This is a genomic window from Streptomyces sp. NPDC093018 (assembly GCF_040684035.1).
GTDB classification, from domain to species: domain Bacteria; phylum Actinomycetota; class Actinomycetes; order Streptomycetales; family Streptomycetaceae; genus Streptomyces; species Streptomyces murinus.
The window spans coordinates 180663-204984 of sequence record NZ_JBFBFF010000014.1 but is presented as its reverse complement, the minus strand read 5'-3'; the positions used below and the strand labels follow the sequence as shown (position 1 = coordinate 204984).

29 protein-coding genes are annotated in these 24322 nt (G+C 71.1%); 18 read left to right on the top strand and 11 right to left on the bottom strand.

Going from position 1 to position 24322, the window contains the following annotated elements; genetic code table 11:
* The first annotated feature begins 4 nt into the window (after positions 1 to 4).
* Positions 5 to 1342: a D-inositol-3-phosphate glycosyltransferase gene (mshA, locus tag AB0N90_RS27890; protein ID WP_365201208.1), complete on the top strand. Its 1338-nt coding sequence runs from the start codon at positions 5 to 7 to the stop codon at positions 1340 to 1342.
* Positions 1335 to 1835 (top strand): YbjN domain-containing protein, encoded by a 501-nt coding sequence (locus AB0N90_RS27885; RefSeq protein WP_086808632.1) that lies wholly within the window; start codon positions 1335 to 1337, stop codon positions 1833 to 1835. Before mshA ends, AB0N90_RS27885 begins: the two co-directional genes overlap by 8 nt.
* 10 nt (positions 1836 to 1845) lie before the next feature.
* Here AB0N90_RS27885 and AB0N90_RS27880 read toward each other — a convergent pair whose 3' ends face one another.
* Complete coding sequence (locus AB0N90_RS27880) at positions 1846 to 2712, bottom strand: AraC family transcriptional regulator (protein WP_365201206.1); 867 nt, start codon at positions 2710 to 2712, stop codon at positions 1846 to 1848.
* Here AB0N90_RS27880 and AB0N90_RS27875 point away from each other — a divergent pair.
* Complete coding sequence (locus AB0N90_RS27875; RefSeq protein ID WP_365201204.1) at positions 2711 to 3229, top strand: DUF2000 domain-containing protein; 519 nt, start codon at positions 2711 to 2713, stop codon at positions 3227 to 3229. The two genes, AB0N90_RS27880 and AB0N90_RS27875, sit on opposite strands and share 2 nt — an antisense overlap.
* Before the next feature lie 87 nt (positions 3230 to 3316).
* Here the strand turns inward: AB0N90_RS27875 and AB0N90_RS27870 are convergent, their stop codons facing one another.
* Positions 3317 to 3790, bottom strand: a complete 474-nt coding sequence (locus AB0N90_RS27870; protein WP_037653417.1) for a carboxymuconolactone decarboxylase family protein — start codon at positions 3788 to 3790, stop codon at positions 3317 to 3319.
* A 98-nt stretch (positions 3791 to 3888) separates the two neighbouring features.
* Positions 3889 to 5175, bottom strand: coding sequence for an MFS transporter (locus AB0N90_RS27865; RefSeq protein ID WP_365201201.1), 1287 nt, complete (start codon positions 5173 to 5175; stop codon positions 3889 to 3891).
* 190 nt (positions 5176 to 5365) lie between these two features.
* On the opposite strand from AB0N90_RS27865, the gene AB0N90_RS27860 reads away from it, so the two are divergent.
* A complete protein-coding gene (locus AB0N90_RS27860; protein WP_365201198.1) occupies positions 5366 to 6127 on the top strand; it encodes a phosphoglyceromutase in 762 nt (253 codons plus the stop codon).
* 84 nt (positions 6128 to 6211) lie between these two features.
* Here AB0N90_RS27860 and AB0N90_RS27855 read toward each other — a convergent pair whose 3' ends face one another.
* Positions 6212 to 7453 (bottom strand): helix-turn-helix transcriptional regulator, encoded by a 1242-nt coding sequence (locus tag AB0N90_RS27855; RefSeq protein ID WP_365201196.1) that lies wholly within the window; start codon positions 7451 to 7453, stop codon positions 6212 to 6214.
* A complete protein-coding gene (locus AB0N90_RS27850; protein ID WP_365201194.1) occupies positions 7446 to 7757 on the bottom strand; it encodes an antibiotic biosynthesis monooxygenase in 312 nt (103 codons plus the stop codon). The genes AB0N90_RS27855 and AB0N90_RS27850 overlap by 8 nt, the downstream gene beginning before the upstream one ends.
* Before the next feature lie 213 nt (positions 7758 to 7970).
* Here AB0N90_RS27850 and AB0N90_RS27845 point away from each other — a divergent pair, with 213 nt between their 5' ends.
* The 4 genes from AB0N90_RS27845 (at position 7971) to AB0N90_RS27830 (ending at position 9856) form a co-directional block, all read left to right on the top strand.
* Positions 7971 to 8408, top strand: a complete 438-nt coding sequence (locus tag AB0N90_RS27845) for an ATP-binding protein (protein WP_365201192.1) — start codon at positions 7971 to 7973, stop codon at positions 8406 to 8408.
* On the top strand, positions 8405 to 8746 hold the full coding sequence (locus AB0N90_RS27840; RefSeq protein ID WP_365201189.1) for a hypothetical protein: 342 nt from the start codon (positions 8405 to 8407) through the stop codon (positions 8744 to 8746). The genes AB0N90_RS27845 and AB0N90_RS27840 overlap by 4 nt, the downstream gene beginning before the upstream one ends.
* Before the next feature lie 45 nt (positions 8747 to 8791).
* Positions 8792 to 9277 (top strand): DUF4265 domain-containing protein, encoded by a 486-nt coding sequence (locus AB0N90_RS27835; protein WP_365201187.1) that lies wholly within the window; start codon positions 8792 to 8794, stop codon positions 9275 to 9277.
* A gap of 189 nt (positions 9278 to 9466) precedes the next feature.
* On the top strand, positions 9467 to 9856 hold the full coding sequence (locus AB0N90_RS27830; RefSeq protein WP_365201185.1) for an antibiotic biosynthesis monooxygenase: 390 nt from the start codon (positions 9467 to 9469) through the stop codon (positions 9854 to 9856).
* Here the strand turns inward: AB0N90_RS27830 and AB0N90_RS27825 are convergent.
* From AB0N90_RS27825 to AB0N90_RS27815, 3 genes are read right to left on the bottom strand one after another with little or no spacing between them, the layout of a single operon-like run.
* Entirely contained in the window at positions 9840 to 10265 is a 426-nt protein-coding gene (locus AB0N90_RS27825; RefSeq protein ID WP_365201182.1) for an arsenate reductase ArsC, read from the bottom strand. The two genes, AB0N90_RS27830 and AB0N90_RS27825, sit on opposite strands and share 17 nt — an antisense overlap.
* Positions 10258 to 11340: an ACR3 family arsenite efflux transporter gene (gene arsB / locus AB0N90_RS27820; RefSeq protein ID WP_365201239.1), complete on the bottom strand. Its 1083-nt coding sequence runs from the start codon at positions 11338 to 11340 to the stop codon at positions 10258 to 10260. Before arsB ends, AB0N90_RS27825 begins: the two co-directional genes overlap by 8 nt.
* Positions 11341 to 11348: 8 nt before the next feature.
* Positions 11349 to 11768 carry a metalloregulator ArsR/SmtB family transcription factor gene (locus AB0N90_RS27815; RefSeq protein ID WP_365201179.1) on the bottom strand — a complete coding sequence of 140 codons (420 nt, stop codon included), beginning with the start codon at positions 11766 to 11768 and terminating at the stop codon, positions 11349 to 11351.
* 145 nt (positions 11769 to 11913) lie between these two features.
* Here AB0N90_RS27815 and AB0N90_RS27810 point away from each other — a divergent pair, with 145 nt between their 5' ends.
* Positions 11914 to 12408 carry an ArsI/CadI family heavy metal resistance metalloenzyme gene (locus AB0N90_RS27810; protein WP_365201177.1) on the top strand — a complete coding sequence of 165 codons (495 nt, stop codon included), beginning with the start codon at positions 11914 to 11916 and terminating at the stop codon, positions 12406 to 12408.
* A gap of 80 nt (positions 12409 to 12488) precedes the next feature.
* Here the strand turns inward: AB0N90_RS27810 and AB0N90_RS27805 are convergent, their stop codons facing one another.
* Both AB0N90_RS27805 and phoU read right to left on the bottom strand, forming a co-directional pair.
* A complete protein-coding gene (locus AB0N90_RS27805) occupies positions 12489 to 12644 on the bottom strand; it encodes a hypothetical protein (protein ID WP_361682511.1) in 156 nt (51 codons plus the stop codon).
* A gap of 307 nt (positions 12645 to 12951) precedes the next feature.
* On the bottom strand, positions 12952 to 13641 hold the full coding sequence (gene phoU, locus AB0N90_RS27800) for a phosphate signaling complex protein PhoU (protein ID WP_145485837.1): 690 nt from the start codon (positions 13639 to 13641) through the stop codon (positions 12952 to 12954).
* Positions 13642 to 13865: 224 nt separating this feature from the next.
* Here phoU and AB0N90_RS27795 point away from each other — a divergent pair, with 224 nt between their 5' ends.
* Positions 13866 to 15122: an ATP-binding protein gene (locus AB0N90_RS27795; RefSeq protein WP_365201173.1), complete on the top strand. Its 1257-nt coding sequence runs from the start codon at positions 13866 to 13868 to the stop codon at positions 15120 to 15122.
* Entirely contained in the window at positions 15119 to 15799 is a 681-nt protein-coding gene (locus tag AB0N90_RS27790; RefSeq protein ID WP_037653407.1) for a response regulator transcription factor, read from the top strand. The genes AB0N90_RS27795 and AB0N90_RS27790 overlap by 4 nt, the downstream gene beginning before the upstream one ends.
* 127 nt (positions 15800 to 15926) lie before the next feature.
* Here AB0N90_RS27790 and AB0N90_RS27785 read toward each other — a convergent pair whose 3' ends face one another.
* Positions 15927 to 16643: a DUF461 domain-containing protein gene (locus AB0N90_RS27785; protein ID WP_361682506.1), complete on the bottom strand. Its 717-nt coding sequence runs from the start codon at positions 16641 to 16643 to the stop codon at positions 15927 to 15929.
* Between the two features lie 614 nt (positions 16644 to 17257).
* Between AB0N90_RS27785 and AB0N90_RS27780 the strand changes: the two genes are divergently transcribed.
* From AB0N90_RS27780 to AB0N90_RS27750, 7 genes are all read left to right on the top strand, one after another.
* Positions 17258 to 17740: a CarD family transcriptional regulator gene (locus tag AB0N90_RS27780; protein ID WP_003953493.1), complete on the top strand. Its 483-nt coding sequence runs from the start codon at positions 17258 to 17260 to the stop codon at positions 17738 to 17740.
* 395 nt (positions 17741 to 18135) lie between these two features.
* Entirely contained in the window at positions 18136 to 18909 is a 774-nt protein-coding gene (gene ispD / locus AB0N90_RS27775) for a 2-C-methyl-D-erythritol 4-phosphate cytidylyltransferase (RefSeq protein ID WP_361682504.1), read from the top strand.
* Positions 18899 to 19399 (top strand): 2-C-methyl-D-erythritol 2,4-cyclodiphosphate synthase, encoded by a 501-nt coding sequence (ispF, locus tag AB0N90_RS27770; protein ID WP_361682502.1) that lies wholly within the window; start codon positions 18899 to 18901, stop codon positions 19397 to 19399. The genes ispD and ispF overlap by 11 nt, the downstream gene beginning before the upstream one ends.
* 84 nt (positions 19400 to 19483) lie before the next feature.
* Positions 19484 to 19888 carry a PPOX class F420-dependent oxidoreductase gene (locus tag AB0N90_RS27765; protein ID WP_365201169.1) on the top strand — a complete coding sequence of 135 codons (405 nt, stop codon included), beginning with the start codon at positions 19484 to 19486 and terminating at the stop codon, positions 19886 to 19888.
* A 112-nt stretch (positions 19889 to 20000) separates the two neighbouring features.
* The gene (cysS, locus tag AB0N90_RS27760; protein ID WP_365201167.1) at positions 20001 to 21401 is read left to right on the top strand and encodes a cysteine--tRNA ligase; all 1401 of its coding nucleotides are present in this window, start codon (positions 20001 to 20003) and stop codon (positions 21399 to 21401) included.
* A gap of 100 nt (positions 21402 to 21501) precedes the next feature.
* The gene (gene rlmB / locus AB0N90_RS27755) at positions 21502 to 22446 is read left to right on the top strand and encodes a 23S rRNA (guanosine(2251)-2'-O)-methyltransferase RlmB (protein WP_361682488.1); all 945 of its coding nucleotides are present in this window, start codon (positions 21502 to 21504) and stop codon (positions 22444 to 22446) included.
* Positions 22447 to 22604: 158 nt separating this feature from the next.
* Positions 22605 to 24311 (top strand): DoxX family membrane protein, encoded by a 1707-nt coding sequence (locus tag AB0N90_RS27750; RefSeq protein ID WP_365201163.1) that lies wholly within the window; start codon positions 22605 to 22607, stop codon positions 24309 to 24311.
* The last annotated feature ends 11 nt before the right edge of the window (positions 24312 to 24322 follow it).

Genomic DNA, 24322 nt, shown 5'->3' with positions numbered 1-24322 from the left:
CCACGTGAGCCAGTACGCCAGCAGGCTCGGGCGCCGCTCCCCGTCCGCCGCGCCCCGGCTACGGCTGCTCCGCAGGCCCCGCAGGGTCGCGATGCTCTCCGTGCACACCTCTCCCCTGCACCAGCCCGGCACCGGCGACGCGGGCGGCATGAACGTCTACATCGTGGAGCTGGCCCAGCGGCTCGCCGCGCAAGGCATCGAGGTGGAGGTCTTCACCCGGGCCACCGCGGGCGATCTGCCGCCCACCGTCCAGCTCGCCCCCGGCGTCCTGGTCCGGCACGTCGACGCGGGCCCCTACGAGGGCCTCGCCAAGGAGGAGCTGCCCGCCCAGCTGTGCGCCTTCACACACGGCGTGATGCAGGCCTGGGCCGGCCACCGCCCCGGCTACTACGACCTGGTCCACTCCCACTACTGGCTCTCCGGCCATGTCGGCTGGCTCGCCGCCCAGCGCTGGGGCGTCCCCCTGGTGCACGCCATGCACACCATGGCCAAGGTCAAGAACGCCAATCTGGCCGCGGGCGACCGCCCCGAGCCCGCCGCCCGGGTCATCGGCGAGACCCAGATCGTCGCCGCCGCGGACCGGCTGATCGCCAACACCGACGACGAGGCCGGCGAACTGGTCCGGCACTACGACGCCGACCCCGGCTCGGTCGCCGTCGTCCACCCCGGCGTCAATCTGGAGCGCTTCCGCCCCGCCGACGGCCGGGCCGCCGCCCGCGCCCGCCTCGGCCTGCCCAAGGACGCCCTGATCCCCCTCTTCGCGGGCCGCATACAGCCCCTGAAGGCCCCGGACGTGCTGCTGCGCGCGGTGGCCGTCCTTCTCGACGAACGCCCCGAGCTGCGCTCCAAGATCCTCGTGCCCGTCGTCGGCGGCCCCAGCGGCAGCGGCCTCGCCAAGCCCGAGGGCCTGCAGAAGCTGGCCGCCCGGCTCGGCATCGCGGATGTCGTACGGTTCCGCCCGCCCGTCGGCCAGGAGCAGCTCGCGGACTGGTTCCGGGCCGCGTCCGTGCTGGTCATGCCGTCCTACAGCGAGTCCTTCGGGCTGGTCGCCATCGAGGCGCAGGCGGCCGGCACCCCGGTGCTCGCCGCCTCGGTCGGCGGGCTCCCGGTGGCGGTGCGCGACGGCGAGACCGGCTTCCTGGTCGAGGGGCACGAACCGGCCGACTACGCGCGGGTCCTCGCCCGGTTCGCCGACGAGCAGGCCCTCACCGCGCGCATGGGCGACGCCGCCGCCCGGCACGCCCGGTCCTTCGGCTGGGACGCCGCGGCCGCGGCGACCGCCGACGTCTACACGGCCGCGACCCAGTCGTACCGCCGTCGCGTACGCTCCCACCATGGGTGATGTCGAGAAGGCAGGGCAGGTCCTGGCGGCCGTCTTCCAGGACGCCGAACTGGAGTGGGAGAACCCCGAGAGGGGGACCTACGTGGTCAAGCTGCCCGGCACCCACAAGCTGTCCACGACCGTCTCCTTCCTGGTCGGCCGGCACTCCCTCTCCCTCAACGCCTTCGTCGTGCGCCACCCCGACGAGAACGAGCCGGGCGTCCACCGCTGGCTCCTGGAGCGCAACCTCAAGCTGTACGGCGTGAGTTACGCCGTCGACCGCCTCGGCGACGTCTACGTCACCGCGCGCCTCCCGCTCGCCTCCGTCACCCCCGACGAGATCGACCGCCTCCTCGGCCAGGTCCTGGAGGCCGCCGACGGCGCCTTCAACTCCCTGCTGGAGCTGGGCTTCGCGACCTCCATCCGCAAGGAGCACGCCTGGCGCGTCTCCCGCGGCGAGTCCACCCGCAACCTGGACGCCTTCAAGCATCTGATCGAGCGCCCGGCCGAATGAAGTCCAGGGGCTACGAGGTTCGGCGCACCCCGCTCCGATAGCGGCCCGGCGGCACCCCGACCAACTTCCTGAAGTGACGGGTGAGATGGGCCTGGTCGTAGAACCCGGTCAGGGCCGCCACCTCGCCCGGCGGCAGCCCGTCCAGCAGCAGCCGGCGGGCCCGCCCGACCCGGCGTGACATCAGATACTGGTGCGGGGCGATGCCGTACGCACCGCTGAACGCCCGTACGAGATGGGCGGGATGGGCATGCAGCAGCCCGGACGCCTCCGCGAGCGAGACGCCGTCGCCGAGCCGCGAGTCCAGCAACTCCCGCAGCTGGCGGGCGAGTCGCGGATCCCGGCGCGGACTCGACGACTCGACGCACCGCCGCAGATGCCCCCGCAGCCGCTCCCCGACGAGGGTCAGCCTGCTCTCCGCCTCCAGCTCGTCGCCGGGCCGGGCGAGGGCCGCGTGCAGCTGTCCGACCCGCAGCCGCAGCACGGGGTCGCGCAGATCGGGCCCGTCGACGGCCGCCCCGATCAGCTCCTCGCCGAGCCGGCTGCTGTCGAGATAGACGACCCGCTTGCGGAAGCCGCCGGGGGTCGCGGGGGAGCCGTTGTGCGGCACATGCGGGGGCAGCAGGCTGACCGTGTCGAGCGGGGTGCCGTGCTCGTGCCGGTCGAGGTCGTAGCGGACCGCGCCGTCGTCCACGATGAGCAGCGTCCAGGCGTCATGGACATGCATGGGGTAGGCGTACTCGGTGAAATGGGCGTGGAAGACCTCGGTGACGCCCGGCACCCGGGGACGCCACGCGCTCACTTCCTCGCCCGGGGCGCCGCGCGCGGCCCTGTTCCCGGCCCCGTTCTCGGCACTGCTCACGGCCCTGCTCGTGGCCATGCAAACAACGTACAAGACGCCGCCGGACGGGCACCGGCAGTCTCGTCCCATGAGCACCTCGACCCCCGCCCCGGTCCCCTTCGAGCCCGCCGAGCCCGCCGAGCCCATCCGGTTCGACACCAAGATCGCCGTACTGCTGCGCGCGGACCTGGCCCCCTGGCAGCGGCTGAACGTCACCGCGTTCCTGGTCAGCGGCCTGGGCGCGACGCTGTCCGAGGTGGTCGGCGAGCCGTACGAGGACGCGGACGGCACCCGGTATCTGCCCATGTTCCGGCAGCCGGTGCTGGTCTTCGAGGGCGAGAAGGAGACCCTGCGCGCGGCCCACGGGCGGGCGCTCGGCCGGGCCCTGCCCTGCGCGGTGTTCACCGCGGACCTGTTCGCCACCGGCAACGACCGCGACAACCGCGCGGCGGTGCGCGCCGTACCGACGGCCGATCTGGATCTGGTCGGACTCGCGGTGTACGGCCCGCGGGGCGGGGTGGACAAGGTGCTGAAGGGGGCGCGCATGCATCCCTGACGCCCGCCCCTTCAGCGGGTGCGGCCAGGGGAGGCGCGGCCGGACCCCCGTACCGGCCGCGCCCCCCTCCGCCCCGGTCCGCCGCGGTCAGTCGAACATGCCGGGCTGATAGTCGCCCGCGGGCTGCCGGACGATGACGTTCACGCGGTTGTACAGGTTGATGACGGCGATCAGGCCCACGAGCGCGGTGAGCTGCTCCTCGTCGTAGTGCCGGGCGGCCTCCGCCCAGGCCTCGTCGGTGACCCCGCCGGCCGCGTCCGCGATCCGGGTGCCCTGCTCGGTGAGCTCCAGCGCGGCGCGCTCGGCCTCCGTGAACACCGTGGCCTCGCGCCAGGCCGCGACCAGGTGCAGCCGCTGCGTGCTCTCCCCGGCGGCCTCGGCGTCCTTGCTGTGCATGTCGGTGCAGAACCCGCAGCCGTTGATCTGGCTGGCCCGGAGCTTGACCAGCTCCTGCGTCGCGGCCGGGAGGGTGGAGTCCGACAGCACCTTCCCGGCCGAGTTGACGTACTTGAGGAACTTGCCGGCGACAGGGTTGGTCATCAGATTCAGACGGGCGTCCATGGTGATGCGCTCCTGTGTGGGTCGTACTGCTCGTTGCTAGCTACACCTCATGGACGGAACGGACGCGGGGAATGTGACAAGGTTGATTGTGACCCCCGTCACACGGCCGGGGTGGGCTCTGGGGCGGTGTCACCGGCGGCGGAGGCGACCACCGGCCCGTCCGCCGTACGGCCTTCCGTCTCACGACCCCGATCGCTGAGCCCGCGCATCAGCAGCGCGTACCCGAGCCCGGCGACCATCCCGAGGACGGCGCAGGTGCCCCACAGCCACTTCGCCCCGAACCGGTCGATGACCTGCCCGGACATCAGCGGCGCGACCAGGGCGGCGACGGACCAGGACAGGGAGTACACGCCCTGGTAGCGGCCGCGGCCGTGGACGGGGGAGAGGCGGACGACGAGACCGGTCTGGGTCGGCGCGTTGACGATCTCGGCGAGGGTCCACACACAGACGGTGGCCATGAAGACACCGACGGACCCGGCGAAGGCGGTGAGCCCGAAGCCGTACCCGGCGAGGAGCGAGGAGACGACGAGCAGGGTGCGCGGGTCGCGGTGCTCGATGAACCGGGTGACGGGGATCTGGAGGGCGACGATCATGACGCCGTTGACGGCGATGGCGAGGCCGTAGTCGGCGGGCGTGAACCCGGCACGGCCCATGGCCACCGGCAGGGCGACATCGCCCTGCATGAAGATCAGGGCGACGAGGAAGGACAGTCCGACGACGGCCATGTAGCGCCCGTCGCGCAGCACGGTACCCAGGCTGACCTGGGGCTCGTCCTTGTGGACCGGGGCGGCGGGCCGCGATTCGGGCACCTTCAGGAAGACGACGAGGGCGCAGGCGGCCGTCATCCCCGCCTCGATCAGAAAACCGGCGAGATAGCTGAACTCGGCGATGAATCCGGCGCCCGCGGCGGAGACGGCGAAGCCGAGGTTGATGGCCCAGTAGTTGAGCGAGAAGGCCCGCACCCGGTCCTCGGGCCGCACGATGTCGGCCATCATCGCCTGCACGGCCGGCCGGGAGGCGTTGGATGCCACGCCGACGAGGAAGGCGACGCCGGCGATGGCGACCGGGCCGGTCATGAACCCGAGCAGCGCGACGAAGACGGCGGTGGCCGACTGGGCGACGAGCAGGGTGGGCCGCCGCCCGATGCGGTCGGCCATCACCCCGCCCCCGAGCGAGGCCACGACCCCGCCCAGCCCGTGCAGGGAGGCGACGAGCCCGGCGTACGAGGCGGAGTAGCCGCGGTCGAGGGTGAGGTAGAGGGCCATGAAGGTGGCCACGAAGGCGCCGAGCCGGTTGACGAGGGTGCTGGTCCACAGCCACCAGAACTCACGGGGGAGCCCGGACACGGCTTCCCGGGCGGCGCGTCCGAGACGGGCGGCGGGCATGAGGGGACCCCCTGGAGCGGTAAGTGACCGATGCCGGATCGGTAAGTGCCTGTTGCTGCTCGCACAACTTACTCACGGGGTCTGACATCGCCCAACGGATTAACCGACGACTGATGGGGCGCCCCCCTCCCCGTCCCGCCCACCGGTCGCCCGCGTCGGCGCCCGGGGGCCGTCGATTACGCTCTGAGGCATGGCCGACGCACCGTACAAGCTGATCCTCCTCCGCCACGGCGAGAGCGAGTGGAACGCGAAGAACCTGTTCACCGGCTGGGTGGACGTCAACCTGAACGAGAAGGGCGAGAAGGAGGCAGTCCGCGGTGGCGAACTCCTGAAGGACGCCGACCTGCTGCCCGACGTGGTCCACACGTCCCTCCAGAAGCGCGCGATCCGCACCGCCCAGCTGGCCCTGGAGGCCGCGGACCGCCACTGGGTCCCGGTCCACCGCAGCTGGCGCCTGAACGAGCGCCACTACGGCGCCCTCCAGGGCAAGGACAAGGCCGCCACGCTGGCCGAGTTCGGCGAGGAGCAGTTCATGCTCTGGCGCCGCTCGTACGACACCCCGCCGCCGCCGCTGCCGGACGACTCGGAGTTCTCCCAGTTCGACGACGCGCGCTACGCGACCCTCCCGCCGGAGCTGCGCCCGCGGACCGAGTGCCTGAAGGACGTCGTCCTGCGGATGCTCCCCTACTGGTACGACGCGATCGTCCCCGACCTCCTGACCGGCCGCACGGTCCTCGTCGCCGCCCACGGCAACTCCCTGCGCGCCCTGGTCAAGCACCTGGACGGCATCTCCGACGCCGACATCGCGGGCCTGAACATCCCCACGGGCATCCCCCTCGCCTACGACCTCGACTCCGACTTCAAGCCCCTCACCCCGGGCGGCAAGTACCTCGACCCGGAGGCGGCCGCGGCCGCGATCGAGGCGGTCAAGAACCAGGGCAAGAAGAAGTAGCTCTCCCGATGACGCCCCTCACCTGTGCGTTCACGCATGTGAGGGGCGTTTTCCACGTCTCGGTCGACTTTGCAAGCGCCCCGCTCAGGCCCCGCTTCCGGCAGCATCTACGCCGAACTCCGCAGCCAGCCGCCGCAGCCCTTCGGAGGGCGGTTGGCTCATGAGCAGCAGATCGGCCACGAGTTGCTTCACGGACGGCAGGGTGTTCACCAACTGGGGTGACAAGTGCTTGGCTTCCGACAGAGCTGATACGGCGTCGTCCACTTGCCGACGCTGGGCGTGGGCTCGGGCGACGTCGATGTGGAATCGCGCCTGCCGTTCCTCGGACAGCACCGACACATCGGCCTTCCGCGCGGCGCGAAGAGCCATTCCGGCGTCTCCGAGGCCGACCGCGACGGACACCTCGTGCACCGACACGTTGGCCGGACCGAACTCGGTGTTGTAGTCGTTGCGTCCCTCGCCGACCTGTTCGGCCAGGTCATGGGCGGTGCGGAGGTACGCGTAGGCATCCTCGGCCAGGTTCAACCTGGCGGCGGCGAGGGCCCGTTGCAGTGTCAGGGCACCGCGCAGCGCCACCGCCTCGATCTGCTCGGCTTCCTCCAGGGGCACCAGTGCCTCGGCAGCGCTCCCGGAGACCCTGGCCGCCTGCTCGAAGTGACGCGCACCGAGGAAGACGATCGACAGGCGGAACGCACCGGCGGCCATCAGCAGGGGATCACCGGCTCGCTCGGCGGCGGCCACGGCACGGTCGATCGCGACCCAGGCGGCCTCCGGCTCCGCCATGTTCGCGAGCGCGGCACCGAACGCCTGGTAAGTGCCGGCGAGCAGTCGGAAGATGTCAGCCTGCTCCGCCCCGGTGGTGACTCGGGCGGCGGACTCCAGCCGGGGCACCAGTGCCTCCAGTAGTTCGGTCAGGTCGGCATAGGCACCTTGGTGGGCAAGCGCCCAGGCCTGCTCGACCTGCGTACGAAGTGCTGTCACATCCGCGCTCGCACCATCACCATCCTGCTCCAGGCCGACGAGCGCCTTGAGGGCATGCGGGGCACTGAGCAACAGCCGCAGGCGGTCCGCCCCGCTCGATGCGCCTTCGGCCACCGTGGCCATGAGGGGCGCCTCGGCCGCCAGTTCCGCCACCGGCACGCCCAGGACGTCGGCGACCTTCCCCAGTACGGTCATCCGGTCGATGCGCCGCACGCCACGCTCCACCTGCGACAGCCAGGCCTCGGAACGCCCCAACAGCGCGGCGAACTCCTTCTGCGAGAGCCCGCGCCGCTTGCGCCCGGCGGCGATCCTGCGGCCGAGAGCCTGCTCGTAGTCACTACTCAACGCGCACGCCCTTGCCGGAGACGAAGTCCAGGCGGTCGACCTCCGTGTCGGAGAGGTATTGCTCCCGCTCGGCGAGGAAGAGACGGACGTAGTCCTTCGACTCGTGCTCCTGGAAGGCGTCCTCGTCCCGGTAGAGCTCGTAGAACACGCGCTCCAAGGGGCGGCCGTCAACACGGTGCACGGCGTAGATCACCGTTCCGGGCTCGTGCGCACGAATGTGCTCCCCCGTCCGCTCCACCAGCTCGTCGAACGCGGCCGCGGCCGCATCGTCCTTGCAGGTGAAGCGCACCATCAGTCCGAACATACGAGGTCCTTCCTCCGTCGGCGTCCACGCCGGCCACCAGCTTCAGGGCGACGTTATGCATCTCGGCACCCGTACGAAAAGTGCGGATTCACACTCCTGTCACCCGTACTTTTAGTACGGTGCCGGTACTGATTCTACGGCTCACCTGCTCCACTCTTGCCGACGGGCCGCTCTGCCCGGGAGAACAGCAGGTCATCGCCCATGGAGGACGCCATGCCTACTCATCGACGCAGCTTCCCCGGGGACCCCAAGGAGCTTTATGCCGCCCGTAGGTGGACGCGCGCGATGTTGGACGGCCACCCTCGATCCGAGGACGCCGTGCTGGTCGTGACCGAACTCGGCACCAACGCCGTCGTGCACACCGCCAGCGGCAACTCCGGCGGCACGTTCCATGTGGCGCTCACCGTCTCTCCGCTGGCCGTCGTCATCGAGGTGACCGACTCCGGCACATCAGAGACCAGCCCCCGGGTCCAGCGTCCGACCCTCGAATCGACCCACGGCCGAGGTCTCGGCATGGTCGCCGCGCTCGCCGACCGGATCAGGATCCAAGGCGGCGATCCCGGCCGCACCGTCACCGCCGAACTCGACGCGCCTCTCCACTGCCAGGAGCCGACGCCCCAACCCGCGCGTGCTCAGGGCCTTTTGCCGTGACCAGCACGCTGCGCCGCGGTTACTGGTGCGTGTGCTCGACCGATTCTCTTCGCTGGCCGCGAGGAGGACCAGCACTCCTCGCCGCGATCGACGCGTACTCGGCATCGCAGGCCGACCGGTGGGTCGCGGTCGCCCTGCGGACGATCTCTCCGGCCCTCGACGCGGCCGCTTCCGACGAGGCATGGACATGGCTGCACGCCGGCCGCCTGGAAACCCGCCGATCACTACTGCGCCGCGAACCCTGCACGGTGACCATCACCCACGCTCAGACCCGCATCACGTGGACGATCCACCCGGTGCTCTTCCTCCCTCTCGCGTCCCGCCAAGCCCCCGAATAGAGGCCCCCTGAGGTCGGTGCGGCAGGACCGTGCATCGTGGGCGCCATGACGAACCCCGAGGGCCCGTACGTGAAGGTGCACTTCCGGCTTGAGATCGAGGACGACTGGCCCCCGGCGTCCGTGGAGAGTCTGTGGGCGGTCGATCAAGGTGACGGCACCGCACGGCTCGACAACATCCCATGGTTTGTACGTGGCATTGCCTGTGGGGACGTGGTGGTCACCGAGCCCGATGAGGAGGGCGTGCGATGGGCCGGCGAGGTGGTGCGGCGGTCCGATAACTGCACCATCCGCCTCATCGTGCTCCGGGACGGCGGCTCGGGAGCCGCGCGACAGAGCGTGGTCAACGCGTTCAAGGAGCTCGGTGTCGATGGAGAGGGCATCGAGAGGTTCGGCATGGTCGCCCTGGACGTCCCGCCTGTCGCCGATCTCGCCAAGGTTCAAAGGCTGCTCAGGCACGGCGTGGCCAAGGAGTGGTGGCAAATGGAAGAAGGGTGCATCACCGAGCGGTGGCGGGCCGCATCCGGTAGCTGACGTCGTTCACGTGAGCCGTGGCTGGGTCGTTCGAGGGCGGCTCGACAGTGGGCTATGGCGATCTACGCGGGCTGCATCGCTCAGCTTCCGAGAGGATGCCCGTCTCTTTGGTCAAGAGTCGGATCCCCTATGGATCCCGTTCGGGAAAGACCCTGGATCGTTGGGCCAGGGCTGACGCACAGTGACGTCATGAGTGATCAATCAGAGGCGGCTGTCGCGCCTGTCGAGGCATTCGAACCGCCGTACTACGTAGCCGTGTTCACCGCGATCCCGACCGAGGACCGCAGCGGCTACGGCGAGACCAACGCACGCATGGAGGACCTGGTGAAGGAGGTCCCCGGGTATCTGGGGGCGGACCACGCGCAGACTCCTGGTGGGTTGTCCATCACCGTCGGGTACTTCCGGGACGCGGACGCCCTCAGCCAGTGGCGGAGCAATGCCGAGCACCGTGCGGCGCAGGAGCGTGGGCGAGCCGAGTGGTACCGGAGCTACACGCTGCATGTGGCGAAGGTGGAGCGGAGTCACGGGTTCAAGCGGGCGGGCGTAGGTCCCGGAAGCGCCGTTACGACGTCTGCGTGATCTCGGCGAGCAGGTCCCGTACCCGGCGCTCGATCTCGTCGCGGATCGGGCGCACCGCCTCGACGCCCCGGCCCGCCGGGTCCGGGAGTTGCCAGTCGAGGTAGCGCTTGCCCGGGAAGACCGGGCACGTGTCGCCGCAGCCCATGGTGATGACGACGTCGGAGGAGCGGACGGCGTCGACCGTGAGCACCTTGGGGATCTCGGCCGAGATGTCGATGCCCGACTCCGCCATCGCCGCTACGACGGCCGGGTTGACCGTGGCGGCGGGGGCGGAGCCGGCCGAGCGGACCTGGACGCGGTCGCCCGCGAGGTGGGTGAGGAAGGCGGCGGCCATCTGGGAGCGGCCGGCGTTGTGCACGCAGACGAACAGGACGGAAGGGGCGGAGGGGGTGAAGGGCAGGTCAGGCATGGGTGGGGGCTTCCTGGGGGGCGGTGAAGTAGCGGCGGGTGCGTAGCGCGACGTGGACGAGGGCGATCAGGGCCGGTACCTCGATCAGCGGGCCGACGACACCGGCGAGGGCCTGTCCGGAGGAGGCGCCGAAGGTGGCGATCGCGACGGCGATGGCCAGCTCGAAGTTGTTGCCCGCGGCGGTGAAGGCCAGCGTCGTGGCGCGGGGGTAGTCCAGGCCGATGGCGCGGGCCAAGGACATCGAGCCCGCCCACATGACGGCGAAGTAGACCAGCAGCGGCAACGCGATGCGGGCGGCGTCCAGGGGGCGTGCGGTGATGGCGTCGCCCTGCAGGGCGAAGAGGAGGACGATCGTGAAGAGGAGGCCGTAGAGGCCGAACGGGCCGATGCGGGGGATGAGTCGGGACTCGTACCAGGTACGGCCCTTGGTCCGCTCTCCGATCCGGCGGGTGAGGTAGCCGGCGGCCAGGGGGATGCCGAGGAAGATGAGGACGCTGCGGGCGATCTGCCATGTCGACACGTCGAGGCCGGTCCGGGGCAGGCCCAGCCAGCCGGGGAGCACGGACAGGTAGAACCAGCCGAGCGCCGCGAACGCGATGACCTGGAAGACGGAGTTCAGGGCGACCAGGACGGCGGCGGCCTCGCGGTGGCCGCAGGCCAGGTCGTTCCAGATGATCACCATGGCGATGCAGCGCGCCAGGCCCACGATGATCAGACCGGTGCGGTAGGCGGGCAGGTCCGGCAGGAACAGCCACGCGAGGGCGAACATCAGCGCCGGGCCGACGACCCAGTTGAGCAGCAGGGACGGCAGCAGCAGGCGGCGGTCGCGGGTGACGGTGCCGAGGCGGTCGTAGCGGACCTTGGCCAGGACCGGGTACATCATCACGAGCAGGCCCAGGGCGATCGGCAGGGACACCCCGGTCACGGTCACCTCGGCCAGCGCGTCGCCCAGGCCCGGGACCAGACGGCCGAGGCCCAGTCCGGCGGCCATCGCGGCGAGGATCCACAGCGCCAGGTAGCGGTCGACGAAGGAGAGCCGCCCCGCCACGTTCCCCTCGGTCGGGAGGGCGGTCACGGGCGCGGTCACGAGGTGGTGCCGTCGAGGAAAGGCGCACCGGCGGGACGCGTCAGGATGCCCGCGAGGCGGTCGGTCATCTCCGGGACCAGCCAGTAGTAGACCCAGGTGCCGCGCCGCTCGCAGTCAATCAGACCGGCCTGGCGCAGCAGCTTCAGATGGTGCGAGATCGTCGGCTGGGAGAGGTCGAAGGCCGGGGTCAGGTCGCAAACGCAGACCTCGCCGCCCGCCCGCGAGGCGATCATCGACAGCAGGCGCAGCCGGACGGGGTCGCCGAGCGCCTTGAACACCTTCGCCAGCTCCGCGGCCTGGTCCTCGTCCAGGGGAGCGGTGAGCAGTCCGGGGCAGCAGTCGGCGGTTCCGGAGGTTCCCGCGGTACCGGCGGTTCCGTCGGTCTGGTCGAGCAGCACCAGGTCTTGATTCGACATGCGTCTATGTTGACAGGTTTCGATACAGCGCACAATCTTGCATCGACAGTTATCGATTCAGGCGTCGTGGATGTCGTCATGGATGTCGTCGTGGATGTCTCGTGGATGTCGTAGGCGTCGAACGAAACCGGATGGGAGCCCCGCCATGTCTCGTGCTCAACTCGCCCTGCGCGTCCCCGACCTGGAGGCGTCGATCGCCTTCTACTCGAAGCTGTTCGGCACCGAACCGGCCAAGCGGCGGGAGGGATACGCCAACTTCGCCATCACCGAGCCCCCGCTCAAGCTCGTCCTGATCGAGGGCGGCCCCAGCGAGGAGACCCGGCTGGACCACCTGGGCATCGAGGTCGAGTCCACCGGTCAGGTGAGCGCCGCCACCACCCGCCTCAAGGACGCCGGCCTGGCCACCTTCGAGGAGAACGACACCTCCTGCTGCTACGCCCTCCAGGACAAGGTGTGGGTGCACGGCCCCGGCAAGGAGCCGTGGGAGGTGTACGTCGTGAAGGCCGACGCCGACACCCTCGGCAGGAGCGCCGACCCCGAGGCCCACCCCCAGGCCGACCCCGACCCCGACCCCGAGGCCGACGGCTGCTGCGCCACGCGGACCACCGCACCCGTCTCGCCCTCGACCTGCTGCGGCTGAATCCGGTCGTACGACCGTGACGGCACGCGGAAAGGGCCGGTGCGAAGGGAGTTCGCACCGGCCCTACGACGGCTCTGCCGTCAGCCGCACTGGCAGGGCGCGCCCGACTGGCAGCCGCAGCCGCAGCCGGAACCACAGCCGCACGCGGCGATCAGCGGCAGCCCCCTGATCTCCGCGGGCTGCTCGGACTCGCGCTCCTGTGTGGGGTCGGGGGTGGTGCTGGGGGAGTCGGTCATGGGTCCCTCCTGGACGCCGAGGCCTGGACGCCGGGGCCTGGTTGCCGGGGCAGGCATGCCCTCACCCATTTCATGCCCAACCGACCGGGCGCATCAACGGCGCACGGAGGCGCCGTACTTGGCGCTCGGCCGTCGGGGTCCGGTCGTCGGGGTCCGGCCTACGAGCCCGCGGGCCCGCCCGGCAACCGGCCCCCACCCGGTACCAAGACGGAGCAGGCCCCCACCCGGTACCAAGGTGGAGCAGGCCCCCCGCCCCAGCCCACCCGGTCCCCGAGCCCGCCCGGTCCCCGAGCCCGCCCGGCCAGGGCTACGCGCCCTCCACCCCCGTCACCGGCTGGATGTCCGACTGGATCTCGTCCGCGTGCTCACCGGTCACCAGGTACACCACCCGCTTGGCGACGGCGACCGCGTGGTCGGCGTAGCGCTCGTAGTAGCGGCCGAGCAGGGTGACGTCGACGGCCGTCTCGATGCCGTGCTTCCAGCGGTCGTCGATGAGGTGCTGGAAGAGGGTGCGGTGCAGCAGGTCCATCTCGTCGTCGTCCTGCTCCAGCTGGAGCGCGAGGTCGACGTCCTTGGTCACGATGACCTCGGCGGCCTTCGCCATCAGGCGCTGCGCGAGCTGGCCCATCTCCAGGATGGTCGCGTGCAGGTCCTGCGGTACGGCACGCTGCGGGAAGCGCAGCCGGGTCAGCTTCGCCACATGCTGGGCGAGGTCGCCGGAGCGCTCCAGGTCGGCCGACATGCGCAGCGACGTGACGACGATGCGCAGGTCGGTCGCCACCGGCTGCTGCCGCGCCAGCAGGGCTATCGCCCGGGCCTCCAGGTCGTGCTGGAGCTCGTCGACCTTCTGGTCCGCCTCGATCACGCTCTCGGCGAGCTTGAGATCGGCGTCCAGCATGGCGGTCGTGGCGCGTCCGATCGCCGAGCCGACCAGCCGGGCCATCTCCACCAGACCGTCGCCGATCGAGTCCAGTTCCTCGTGGTACGCGTCCCGCATCAGGGTTCCCTCTCGTATACGTGCTTCCGGGGGTCGTTGTCCGGGGGCCCGGCGGCAGAACCGGCGGTGCGAACCCCACGCTCCCACGTTGTGCCCCGTACGCGTCCGTTTCCGGCTTCCCAAATGAACCGGTACTGGCCCCTAGGTGAACTCTGGGCGACGAGTGTTCGAGGTCGCACCCGATCGGCTGTGGGCAGGTCGGCCACCATGCCTAACCTGGAGGCATGGACGTGAACGCGGCGGTCGCCGCAGCGGCAGCGATCGCCGGGGTGCTCACCGGTGTCATCGCCATGCTGGCGTTCCGCTGGAGCGAACGCGACCAGAAGCGACCGACCAGGACTTCCTTGCACACCGATCCCGTACTCCCGCCCGGCGTGGACACCGTTCTCTCGGTGCTCCGCTCCTCCGCAGTGGTCCTCGACGAGGCCGACGCCGTCGTCAAGGCCAGCTCCGCCGCCTACGCCCTCGGGCTGGTCCGCGGAGGCAAACTCTCCATCGAGCCCATGCTGCAGATGGCCCGCGACACCCGGCGTGACGGTGAGATACGCCAGGTCGAGCTGGATCTGCCCCGGCGCGGCAGCGGACGCGGCGAGGCCCTCGCCGTCTCCGCGCGGGTCGCGCCGCTCGGCTCCCGCCTGGTCCTGCTGCTGGTCGAGGATCTGACCGAGGCCCGCAGGATCGAGGCCGTACGACGCGACTTCGTGGCGAATGTGAGCCATGAGCTGAAGACTCCGGTCGGCGCCCTCTCCCTGCTGTCCGAGGCCGTCATGGACGCCTCCGACGACCCCGAGGCCGTGGAGCGCTTCGCGGGCCGTATGCAGATCGAGGCGACCCGGCTGACCAACCTGGTGCAGGAGCTCATCGACCTGTCCCGGGTGCAGAACGACGACCCCCTGGAGGACGCCGAGTCCGTCCAGGTGGACGAGCTGGTCGCCGAGGCCGTGGACCGCTGCCGCCACCAGGCGGGCACCAAGCAGATCACCATGGCCGCCGGCGGTACCGCTGATCTGCATGTCTGGGGAAACCGGGGCCAGCTGGCCGCCGCCCTCGGCAACCTGGTCGAGAACGCGGTGAACTACTCCCCGGCCCGCACCCGGGTGGGCATCGCCGCCCGTCGGGTGAGCGCCCCCGGGGGTGACATGATCGAGCTGGCCGTGACCGACCAGGGCATCGGCATCTCGGACAAGGACAAGGAGCGCATCTTCGAGCGCTTCTACCGCGTCGACCCGGCCCGCTCCCGGGCCACCGGCGGCACCGGCCTGGGTCTCGCCATCGTCAAGCACGTGGTCGCCTCGCACGGCGGGGAGGTCACGGTCTGGAGTGCCGAAGGCCAGGGCTCCACTTTCACCCTCAGGCTGCCGGAGGCGGCCGCCGCCCGCGACCGCGCTCTCCAGCACCCGGACCCCGGCCTCGACGACGAGGTCGGTCACACCGAGCCATCCCCGTACGAACCGCTTCCCTCCCCGGAGGTCCTTCCGTGACCCGAGTGCTCGTCGTCGAGGACGAGGAGTCCTTCTCCGACGCTCTGTCCTACATGCTGCGCAAGGAGGGCTTCGAGGTCGCCGTGGCGGCCACCGGCCCCGACGGCCTCGACGAGTTCGAGCGCAACGGCGCCGACCTCGTGCTGCTCGACCTGATGCTGCCGGGCCTGCCCGGCACCGAGGTGTGCCGCCAGCTGCGCGGCCGCTCGAACGTCCCCGTGATCATGGTGACCGCGAAGGACAGCGAGATCGACAAGGTCGTCGGGCTGGAGATAGGAGCCGACGACTACGTCACCAAGCCCTTCTCCTCCCGCGAGCTGGTCGCCCGCATCCGCGCGGTGCTGCGCCGCCGCGGCGAGCCGGAGGAGGTCACCCCGGCCGCGCTGGAGGCCGGTCCGGTCCGTATGGACGTCGACCGGCACGTGGTGACGGTCGGCGGCGCCAAGGTCGACCTCCCGCTCAAGGAGTTCGACCTGCTGGAGATGCTGCTGCGCAACGCCGGCCGGGTGCTGACCCGGATGCAGCTGATCGACCGGGTCTGGGGCGCCGACTACGTGGGCGACACCAAGACCCTGGACGTCCACGTCAAGCGGCTGCGCGCCAAGATCGAGCCGGACCCGGGCGCCCCGCGCTACCTGGTGACGGTGCGCGGCCTGGGCTACAAGTTCGAGCCGTAGACCGAAGGCCGTCGTGGACCGAGGGCCACGGACGACAGCGCGAAGGGCGGCACCCCCGAGAGGGTGCCGCCCTTCGCGCTGTCGTCCGTGCGCTCTACGACGGCTCAGCGGCCGGTCGTACGATCGCTCAGTGACCCGCGCCGGCCGACTGCGAGGCCGAGTCGCTCGGGGTCGCGTCGGTGCCCGTGGTGCCGGTGGTACCCGTGGTGCCCGCGCCGGTGGTGGTGTCCGCGCTCGCGCTCGACGAGGGGTTCGCCCCGTCGTGCTTGCCCGGCTTGGCGCTGCCGGAGGCGGTGGCGCCGGCGGCCGGGGAGCCGGTGGGGGCGGCCGGGACCTTGGAGGGGCCCCACTTGTCGAAGTAGCTGGTGGCCGGGACCACGAAGGCGCGCAGGCTCACCGCACCGGCCTTGCTGAAGGTGAAGGTCACCGGCTGGGCGTTGCCGTCCTGCACGCTCTGGTGGCCGCCGGGGATCTCCGCGGAGGCGTTGTTCGGACCGCCGAGGATCAGGGAGCCGTGCGCCGGGACGGTCAGGCTGCCGCCCTTGGCCGGGGTCAGCTTCACGGTGTCGCTGGTGCCCGGGATGCTGATCGACTGCAGGGTCTCGTCGCCGTTGCCCGCGTTGAACAGCGTCGCGGAGACCACGGCCGGGCCGGTCGCCTTCGGGTCCGGCTGGGTGATGACCAGGGCGTTCTGGACCTTGATGTCGCCGACGCTGGTCGCCGCGTTGTCCGGCTTGACCTCAAGGGTCTGGGAGTCGTTGCCGGCGCCGCAGGCGGCGAGCGAGGCGATCGAGAAGGCAATGGCAGAAGCGGCGAGGGCGCCGCGTCGAAGGCTGCTGCTCACGGCGGCGGCAACTCCTAACGCAGGGGCGGCTTCCTTGTAAAGCCACCCTAAGTGTCTGTCAGCGGCTTCAGGTTACCGAGCCGTTCCGGCGTGATCGCACCCGACCCTCCCCCTGGCGCCGGGCTTCCCGCCAGTGGGGGTACGCGGCCCATGACAACGCCTCACGCGTCTCAGCAGTCACAACGGTCTCTTCGGCCACTTTGCCGAGGTCGCGGTACGCCATTCGCATAACCGCGCGCAAAATTTCCGTGAAGGAATGTACGGCCGCCCCGAAATTGATCAACGGATCACCCGTCCGGCCGTCACTGATCAATTTTGGAAACGGCCCACATGGGCCCGCGGCCTCCGAACGGAGTAGCGGAAGTCGTACGCTAGGAACCGGACAAATCGGGACGTTCATCCACTTGGAGTGCGCGCGCGAGGTATGTGACGTACATGTTTCGCCCCGTCCGGACAGCCCCTCCCACCTGCGAATACCCGCTTCCGGAGGGCCCTCGCAGCACGTTCCGGTTGTTGTTGTCAAGCCCCGAGATATGCTCTGACCTGCGAAAACGCCATTCAGAAGACGCCGTATCCGTGTTACCCTGGATAGCCACGGAAGGGGTACCTGTCACATGACGTTCAAGGTTGGCGACACCGTGGTCTATCCCCATCACGGGGCCGCGCTGATCGAGGCCATCGAAACTCGCCAGATCAAAGGCGTGGACAAGACCTACTTGGTGTTGAAGGTCGCCCAGGGTGACCTCACGGTGCGTGTGCCAGCGGACAATGCGGAGTTCGTCGGTGTGCGTGACGTGGTCGGTCAGGACGGACTGGACCGGGTCTTCGAGGTGCTGCGCGCGCCGTACGCCGAGGAGCCCACGAACTGGTCCCGTCGCTACAAGGCAAACCTGGAGAAGCTCGCCTCCGGCGATGTCATCAAGGTCGCGGAAGTCGTGCGCGACCTGTGGCGTCGCGAGCGTGAGCGCGGACTGTCCGCCGGTGAGAAGCGCATGCTCGCCAAGGCCCGCCAGATCCTGGTGAGCGAGCTGGCTCTCGCGGAGAACACGAACGAGGACAAGGCCGAGGCCCTGCTCGACGAGGTGCTCGCCTCCTGACGTGCCCGTGCCGTGGGCGGCGAACCCCGGTCAACGGCTGATGTTCTGATCGGTCCTGCCCCTCGCCCCCACTCCCCGCACGCTCACACAGTGCTCTCGCACAATCTCAGCCACATTCTCAGCACAGCATTCTCAGCACAGCGAAAATGCCGCGGTGCCCGATGACACTCGATTCTGTCGCCGGGCGCTGCGGCATGTTCGTCCCCGCGGCGCCGTCTGTGGCGTACCCCCCGGAAAGCCCCTGAAAACGGAAGCGGGCCCCCGATACTCGATGTGCCGGGCCGGGGTGGACGGCTCGACCAGGGTCACGGAAAGGGTCCCGGTCAGGGCGTCGCGCCCGGCACTCCTGAAGGCCATACCCAACTAGGTCGAGCACACAAACCTGACAGGAACCGATGTCTGACGAATCGCGTCCCTCGCCCGCCGGGCCGCCCTCCGCGCCCGCGCAGGCCCCCGTCGCCGCCGTCATTCCCGCCGCCGGCCGCGGCGTACGGCTCGGACCGGGCGCGCCCAAGGCGCTGCGGGCGCTCAGCGGCACCCCGATGCTCATCCACGCGGTCCACTCGCTGGCCGCGTCCCGCCATGTCTCCCTCGTCGTCGTGGTCGCCCCGGCGGACGGCCCCGCCGAGGTGAAGTCGCTGCTCGACGCGCATGCACTGCCCGAGCGCACCGACTTCGTGGTGGTGCCCGGCGGCGAGAGCCGCCAGGAGTCGGTGGCGCTCGGCCTCGCGGCCGTACCGCCCGAGTACGGCGTCGTCCTCGTCCATGACGCGGCCCGCCCGCTGGTCCCGGTCGACACCGTCGACGCGGTGATCGAGGCCGTGCGCGACGGCGCCCCTGCGGTCGTGCCCGCGCTGCCGCTGGCCGACACCGTCAAGGAGGTCGAGCCGGCCACCGAGCCCGGCGCGCCCGAGCCGGTCGTGGCCACGCCGGAGCGGGCCCGGCTGCGGGCCGTGCAGACACCGCAGGGGTTCGACCGGGCGACGCTGGTGCGCGCGCACGAGACCGTGACCGAGGACGTCACGGACGACGCGAGCATGGTGGAGCAGCTCGGCCTGCCCGTGGTGACGGTTCCCGGCCACGAGGAGGCGTTCAAGGTGACCCGCCCGCTGGACCTGGTCCTCGCCGAGGCGGTCCTGGCCCGCAGGAGGCTCAACGATGGCTACTGAGGCTGCTGTGCCGATGCTGCCCCAGGTCGGCATCGGCACCGACATCCACGCGTTCGAGGAGGGCCGCGAGCTGTGGTGCGCCGGCCTGAAGTGGGAGGGTGAGGGGCCGGGCCTGGCCGGGCACTCCGACGCGGACGTGGTCGCGCACGCCGCCTGCAACGCGCTGTTCTCCGCGGCCGGGCTCGGTGACCTCGGGCAGCACTTCGGCACCGGGCGGCCCGAGTGGTCCGGGGCGTCGGGGGTCACGCTGCTCACCGAGGCCGCGCGGATCGTGCGCGCGGCGGGCTTTGTGATCGGCAATGTCGCCGTGCAGGTGATCGGCCCCCGCCCGAAGATCGGCAAGCGGCGCGACGAGGCCCAGAAGATCCTCTCCGAGGCGGCCGGCGCGCCGGTGTCGGTCTCCGGCGCGACGACGGACGGCCTCGGCTTCCCGGGGCGCGACGAGGGGCTGATGGCGGTGGCGACGGCGCTGGTGGCGCGGGCGGCCTGAACCCCGCGGCCTCCTGGTGCGGGTGAGCCGAGGGCGTGCGAGGGTACCCGGAGAGTCACCGTCCGCGGCCTTTCGGAGGTACCCATGTCCGCCGCCCTGTCCGACCGGCTCAAGTCCCTGCTCGACGGCAAGGTGTTCATCGTCGTCGGCACCGTCCAGCCCGACGGCAGCCCGCAGATGTCCCCGGTCTGGGTGAAGCGCGACGGCGAGCACCTCCTCTTCTCCACCACGGTCGACCGCCGCAAGAAGCTGAACCTCGACCGCGACCCCCGCGTCACCGTCGTCGTCATGAACCCGGACCAGCCCTACGAGTACGCCGAGATCCGCGGCACCGCCGAACTGACCACCACCGGCGGCCAGTCCCTCATCGACGAACTGAGCCTGAAGTACACGGGCAAGAAGTACGCCGAGTTCAACCCGGAGTCCTCGGGGGACGCGGAACGGGTCGTCGTCCGGATCACTCCGCGCAAGGTGGTCGGGCGGCTCTGAGGAGCGGTGAAACGGGGGCGGAGGGGGCGAACCCGGGTATGCCGCCGGGGGAGGGCGTGACAAACAGGGGAAGGGGCGTGAGGCACTGGGCCGCGCCCACTACTCTGGAGTGGTGACTATTCGCCTGTACGACACCAGCGCCCGGCAGATCCGTGACTTCGACCCGGTCAAGCCGGGCTGTGTCTCGATCTACCTGTGTGGTGCCACCGTGCAGGCGGCCCCGCACATCGGGCACATCCGCTCGGGCCTCAACTTCGACATCATGCGCCGCTGGTTCGAGTACCGCGGCTACGAGGTGACGTTCGTCCGGAATGTCACAGACATCGACGACAAGATCATCACCAAGGCCCGGGAACAGGGCCGCCCGTGGTGGTCCATCGGCTACGAGAACGAGCGGGCGTTCAACGACGGCTACACCGCCCTCGGCTGCCTCCCCCCGACCTACGAGCCCCGCGCCACCGGCCATGTCACCGAGATGGTCGAGATGATGCGCACCCTCATCGAGCGCGGACACGCCTACGAGGCCGACGGCAGCGTCTACTTCGACGTCCGCTCCTGGCCCGACTACCTGGAGCTGTCCAAGCAGGACCTGGACGAGATGCGCCAGCCCGCCGAGGAGGGCATCACCGGCAAGCGCGACCCCCGCGACTTCGCCATGTGGAAGGCCACCAAGCCGGGCGAGCCCGACTGGGAGACCCCCTGGGGCCGCGGCCGCCCCGGCTGGCACCTGGAGTGCTCGGCGATGGCCCACAAGTACCTGGGCTCCGCCTTCGACGTGCACGGCGGCGGCCTGGACCTGATCTTCCCGCACCACGAGAACGAGATCGCGCAGGCCAAGGCCTTCGGCGACGAGTTCGCCCGGTACTGGGTGCACAACGCCTGGGTCACCATGAGCGGCGAGAAGATGTCCAAGTCGCTCGGCAACAGCGTGCTGGTCTCCGAGATGGTCAAGAACTGGCGCCCCATCGTGCTCCGCTACTACCTGGGCACCCCGCACTACCGCTCGACCATCGAGTACAGCGAGGAGGCCCTGCGCGAGGCCGAGGCCGCCTTCGGCCGGATCGAGGGCTTCCTGCAGCGCGTGACCGAGCTGGCCGGCAAGACCGTCGAGCCCGCCGCCGAGGTCCCGCCCGCCTTCGCCGAGGCGATGGACGACGACCTGGGCGTCCCCGGCGCCCTCGCCGTGGTGCACACCACCGTCCGCCAGGGCAACAGCGCGCTCGCCGCCGACGACAAGGACGCCGCGGTCGCCCGCTCCGCCGAGGTCCGCGCCATGCTCGGCGTCCTGGGCCTGGACCCGCTGGACGAGCAGTGGGCCGGCGCGTCCGAGGAGAGCGAGGACCTGCACGGGGTCGTCGACAGTCTCGTACGGCTCGTCCTCGACCAGCGCGAGTCCGCCCGGGCCCGCAAGGACTGGGCCACCGCCGACGCCATCCGCGACCAGCTCGCCCAGGCCGGCCTGGCCATCGAGGACAGCTCGCAGGGCCCGCGCTGGACCCTGGGCGCGCGGTAGCCCACCGCGGGCGCCCCTTGATCGATTGTGCCGCCCGGCCCCCCGGGCGGCACACTGCATAAGACGTACGTACGAACAAAGCTCACGGAACAGGTGACTCATGGCCGCGAACAACCGCCGCATGTCCGGCAAGAAGGGCGCGCAGGTCGGCAGTGGCGGCCAGCGGCGCCGGGGCCTGGAGGGCAAGGGCCCGACCCCGCCCGCCGAGATGCGCAAGGGGCACGTCAAGCAGCGCGCCGCCGCCGCGAAGGTCCGCCGCGCGCAGGGCGGCCGCCCGCAGCCGCGCCGGGGCGGCGGCAAGTCGACGTCCGAGCTGGTCGTCGGCCGTAACCCGGTGGTCGAGGCGCTGCGTGAGGGCGTCCCCGCGTCGACCCTCTACGTGCAGCAGTTCATCGACAACGACGAGCGCGTCCGCGAGGCCCTCCAGCTCGCCGCCGAGCGCGGCGGCATCAACCTCATGGAGGCGCCGCGCCCCGAGCTGGACCGCATGACCAACGGCCTGAACCACCAGGGTCTGGTCCTCCAGGTCCCGCCGTACGAGTACGCGCACCCCGAGGACCTGCTCGACGCCGCCGCCGACGAGGGCGCGGACCCGCTGGTCGTGGCGCTCGACGGGGTCACCGACCCGCGCAACCTCGGCGCGGTCGTCCGCTCGGTCTCCGCGTTCGGCGGCCATGGCGTGGTCGTGCCCGAGCGCCGCTCGGCCGGTATGACCGCCGGTGCCTGGAAGACCTCCGCCGGTGCGGCCGCCCGCACCCCGGTGGCCCGCGCCACCAACCTCACCCGCGTCCTGGAGCAGTACAAGAAGGCGGGCGTCGCGGTCGTCGGCCTGGCCGCGGACGGCGAGGCCGAGATCGGCGAGCTGGCGGCCCTGTCGGGCCCGGTCGTGATCGTGGTCGGCAGCGAGGGCAAGGGCCTGTCCCGGCTCGTCGGCGAGACCTGCGACTACCGCGTCCGCATCCCGATGCCGGGCGGCACCGAGTCCCTCAACGCCGGTGTGGCCGCGGGCATCGTGCTCTACGAGGCCGCCCGCAGGCGGAGCTGAGCCGTCGCGACGACGCGCCGACGGGGCTGAACACCCGTCCGGAACTTCACCCTTACGCGGGAATTCCGGCGTCCATATGGCGTTCGACACTGCTTTGACGGGGCCCGGACACATCCGGCCGGTCAAAGCAGTGTCCTATCCCCACGTCACTCGGTTAGATGAGTGTGGACACCAGAACACCCCGCACACCCACGGGGGACCGCTCGTCGGGATTCGACGACGCTCCCGCGCTGAGCATGGTGAAGGTGCCGAGCGACCCGGCGCAGATCATCGTCAACCACGCCAGCTTCCGCGTGCAGCTGGGCGGGACGGCCGGGCGCACCCGGTCCGCCCGGATCGCCCGCCATCTCAGCGCCGCCCAGGACGCCGCCCGGATGCCCGTCGCGGGCCAGGCGGCCCGGGCCGGCGCCGGCCGCCGCCGGCCCGTCGTGTGGAGCGGCCGCTCCGCGCCCGACGACACCGGCGCCCACCGGCTCCTCCAGGCCGTGCGGGGCAGCATCGTCCGCCATGCCGAGGAGCCCGACACCGGCGCCACCCGCGTCATCCCGCGCGTCGGCACCACCGGCTACGACGAGACGTACGACGCGCTGGACCAGACCGTCGAGACCCCCGTCGTCGGCCATCAGCGCACCTCGGCCGACGACGGCGGCACCCGCCTCCTGCCGCACATGCGCAGCGGCTCGTACGACCAACCGCCGTACCCACGACCTGACTTCGGCCGCCAGGACGGGCAGGACGGGTACGACGAGTACGGCGACGAGCCCACCGAGTCGTTCCCGCCGTACGCCGCCGACGACGAGGACGACCTCGACGCCCCGCGCCCCGCCCGGCGCGGCACCGACGACCTGGGCCGGCACGCCTACTACCCCGGCCGCCGGATGAACCTCGGCGTGGTGCTGCTCCCGCTGCGCATCTTCCTGGGCTTCATCTCGATCTACGCAGGCATGGGCAAGCTGTGCGACCCCGTCTACTTCGACGGCGGCAAGCGCGGCTCCATGGTCACGTGGCTCAACACTCTGCACCCGTGGGAGGTCGCCGAGCCGCTGCGCCAGTTCGCGCTGCACCACCCGGTCGGCTCGGGCCTGGTGATCGCCTTCCTCCAGGTCGTGGTGGGCGTGCTGACGGTCCTCGGCTGCTGGCAGCGGGTGGCCGCGGTGGTCGGCGTGCTGCTGTCGGCCGCGCTGATCGTCACGGTCAGCTGGAAGACGGTCCCGGCGTACGACGCCCCGGACATCATCTACCTGGCCGCCTGGTCCCCGCTGATCATCGCCGGCGCCCCCGTCTACTCGGTGGACGGCCGTCTCGCGGGCAGCGCCTGGCGGCGGCTCGGCCCCCGCTCCGACATCTGGGAGCTGCGCCGCTACGTACTGCGCCGCGGCGCCCTGATCACCGCGCTGACCGTCGGCGTCACCCTGCTGGTGGGCTCGCTGCTCGGCGGCGCGGTCCGCGACTCCAGCCGGGTGGTCGTCCCCGGCCCCGGCGAGGCCCCCCGCAACAACGTCCCCGGTTCCCCGCTCCCCGGCGAGCCCGGCACCCGGCACAAGAGCACCCCGTCCGCGCCCACCTCCCCCTCGGGCGGCGCCACGGCCGGCGCGAGCCCCTCCGGCTCGGCCACCACCCCGGGCGCGAGCCGCACGGCGGGCGGTACGACCACCGCCCCGAGCGCGACCCAGGGCACCACGGGTCGGCTCCCGTCCCGGCAGTCCGCCCCCACGGGCGGCGCCCCCAGCACCACGGCGGGCCCGACCGGCACCGGCGGTACCTCCACCACCTCTGGCGGCTCCTCCCCGGGCGGCGGCACCTCCACATCGAGCGGCGGCGCCTCCACGGGCCAACCGGGCGTGCTGGGCGGCCTGTTGGGCTGAGCGGGGCGACA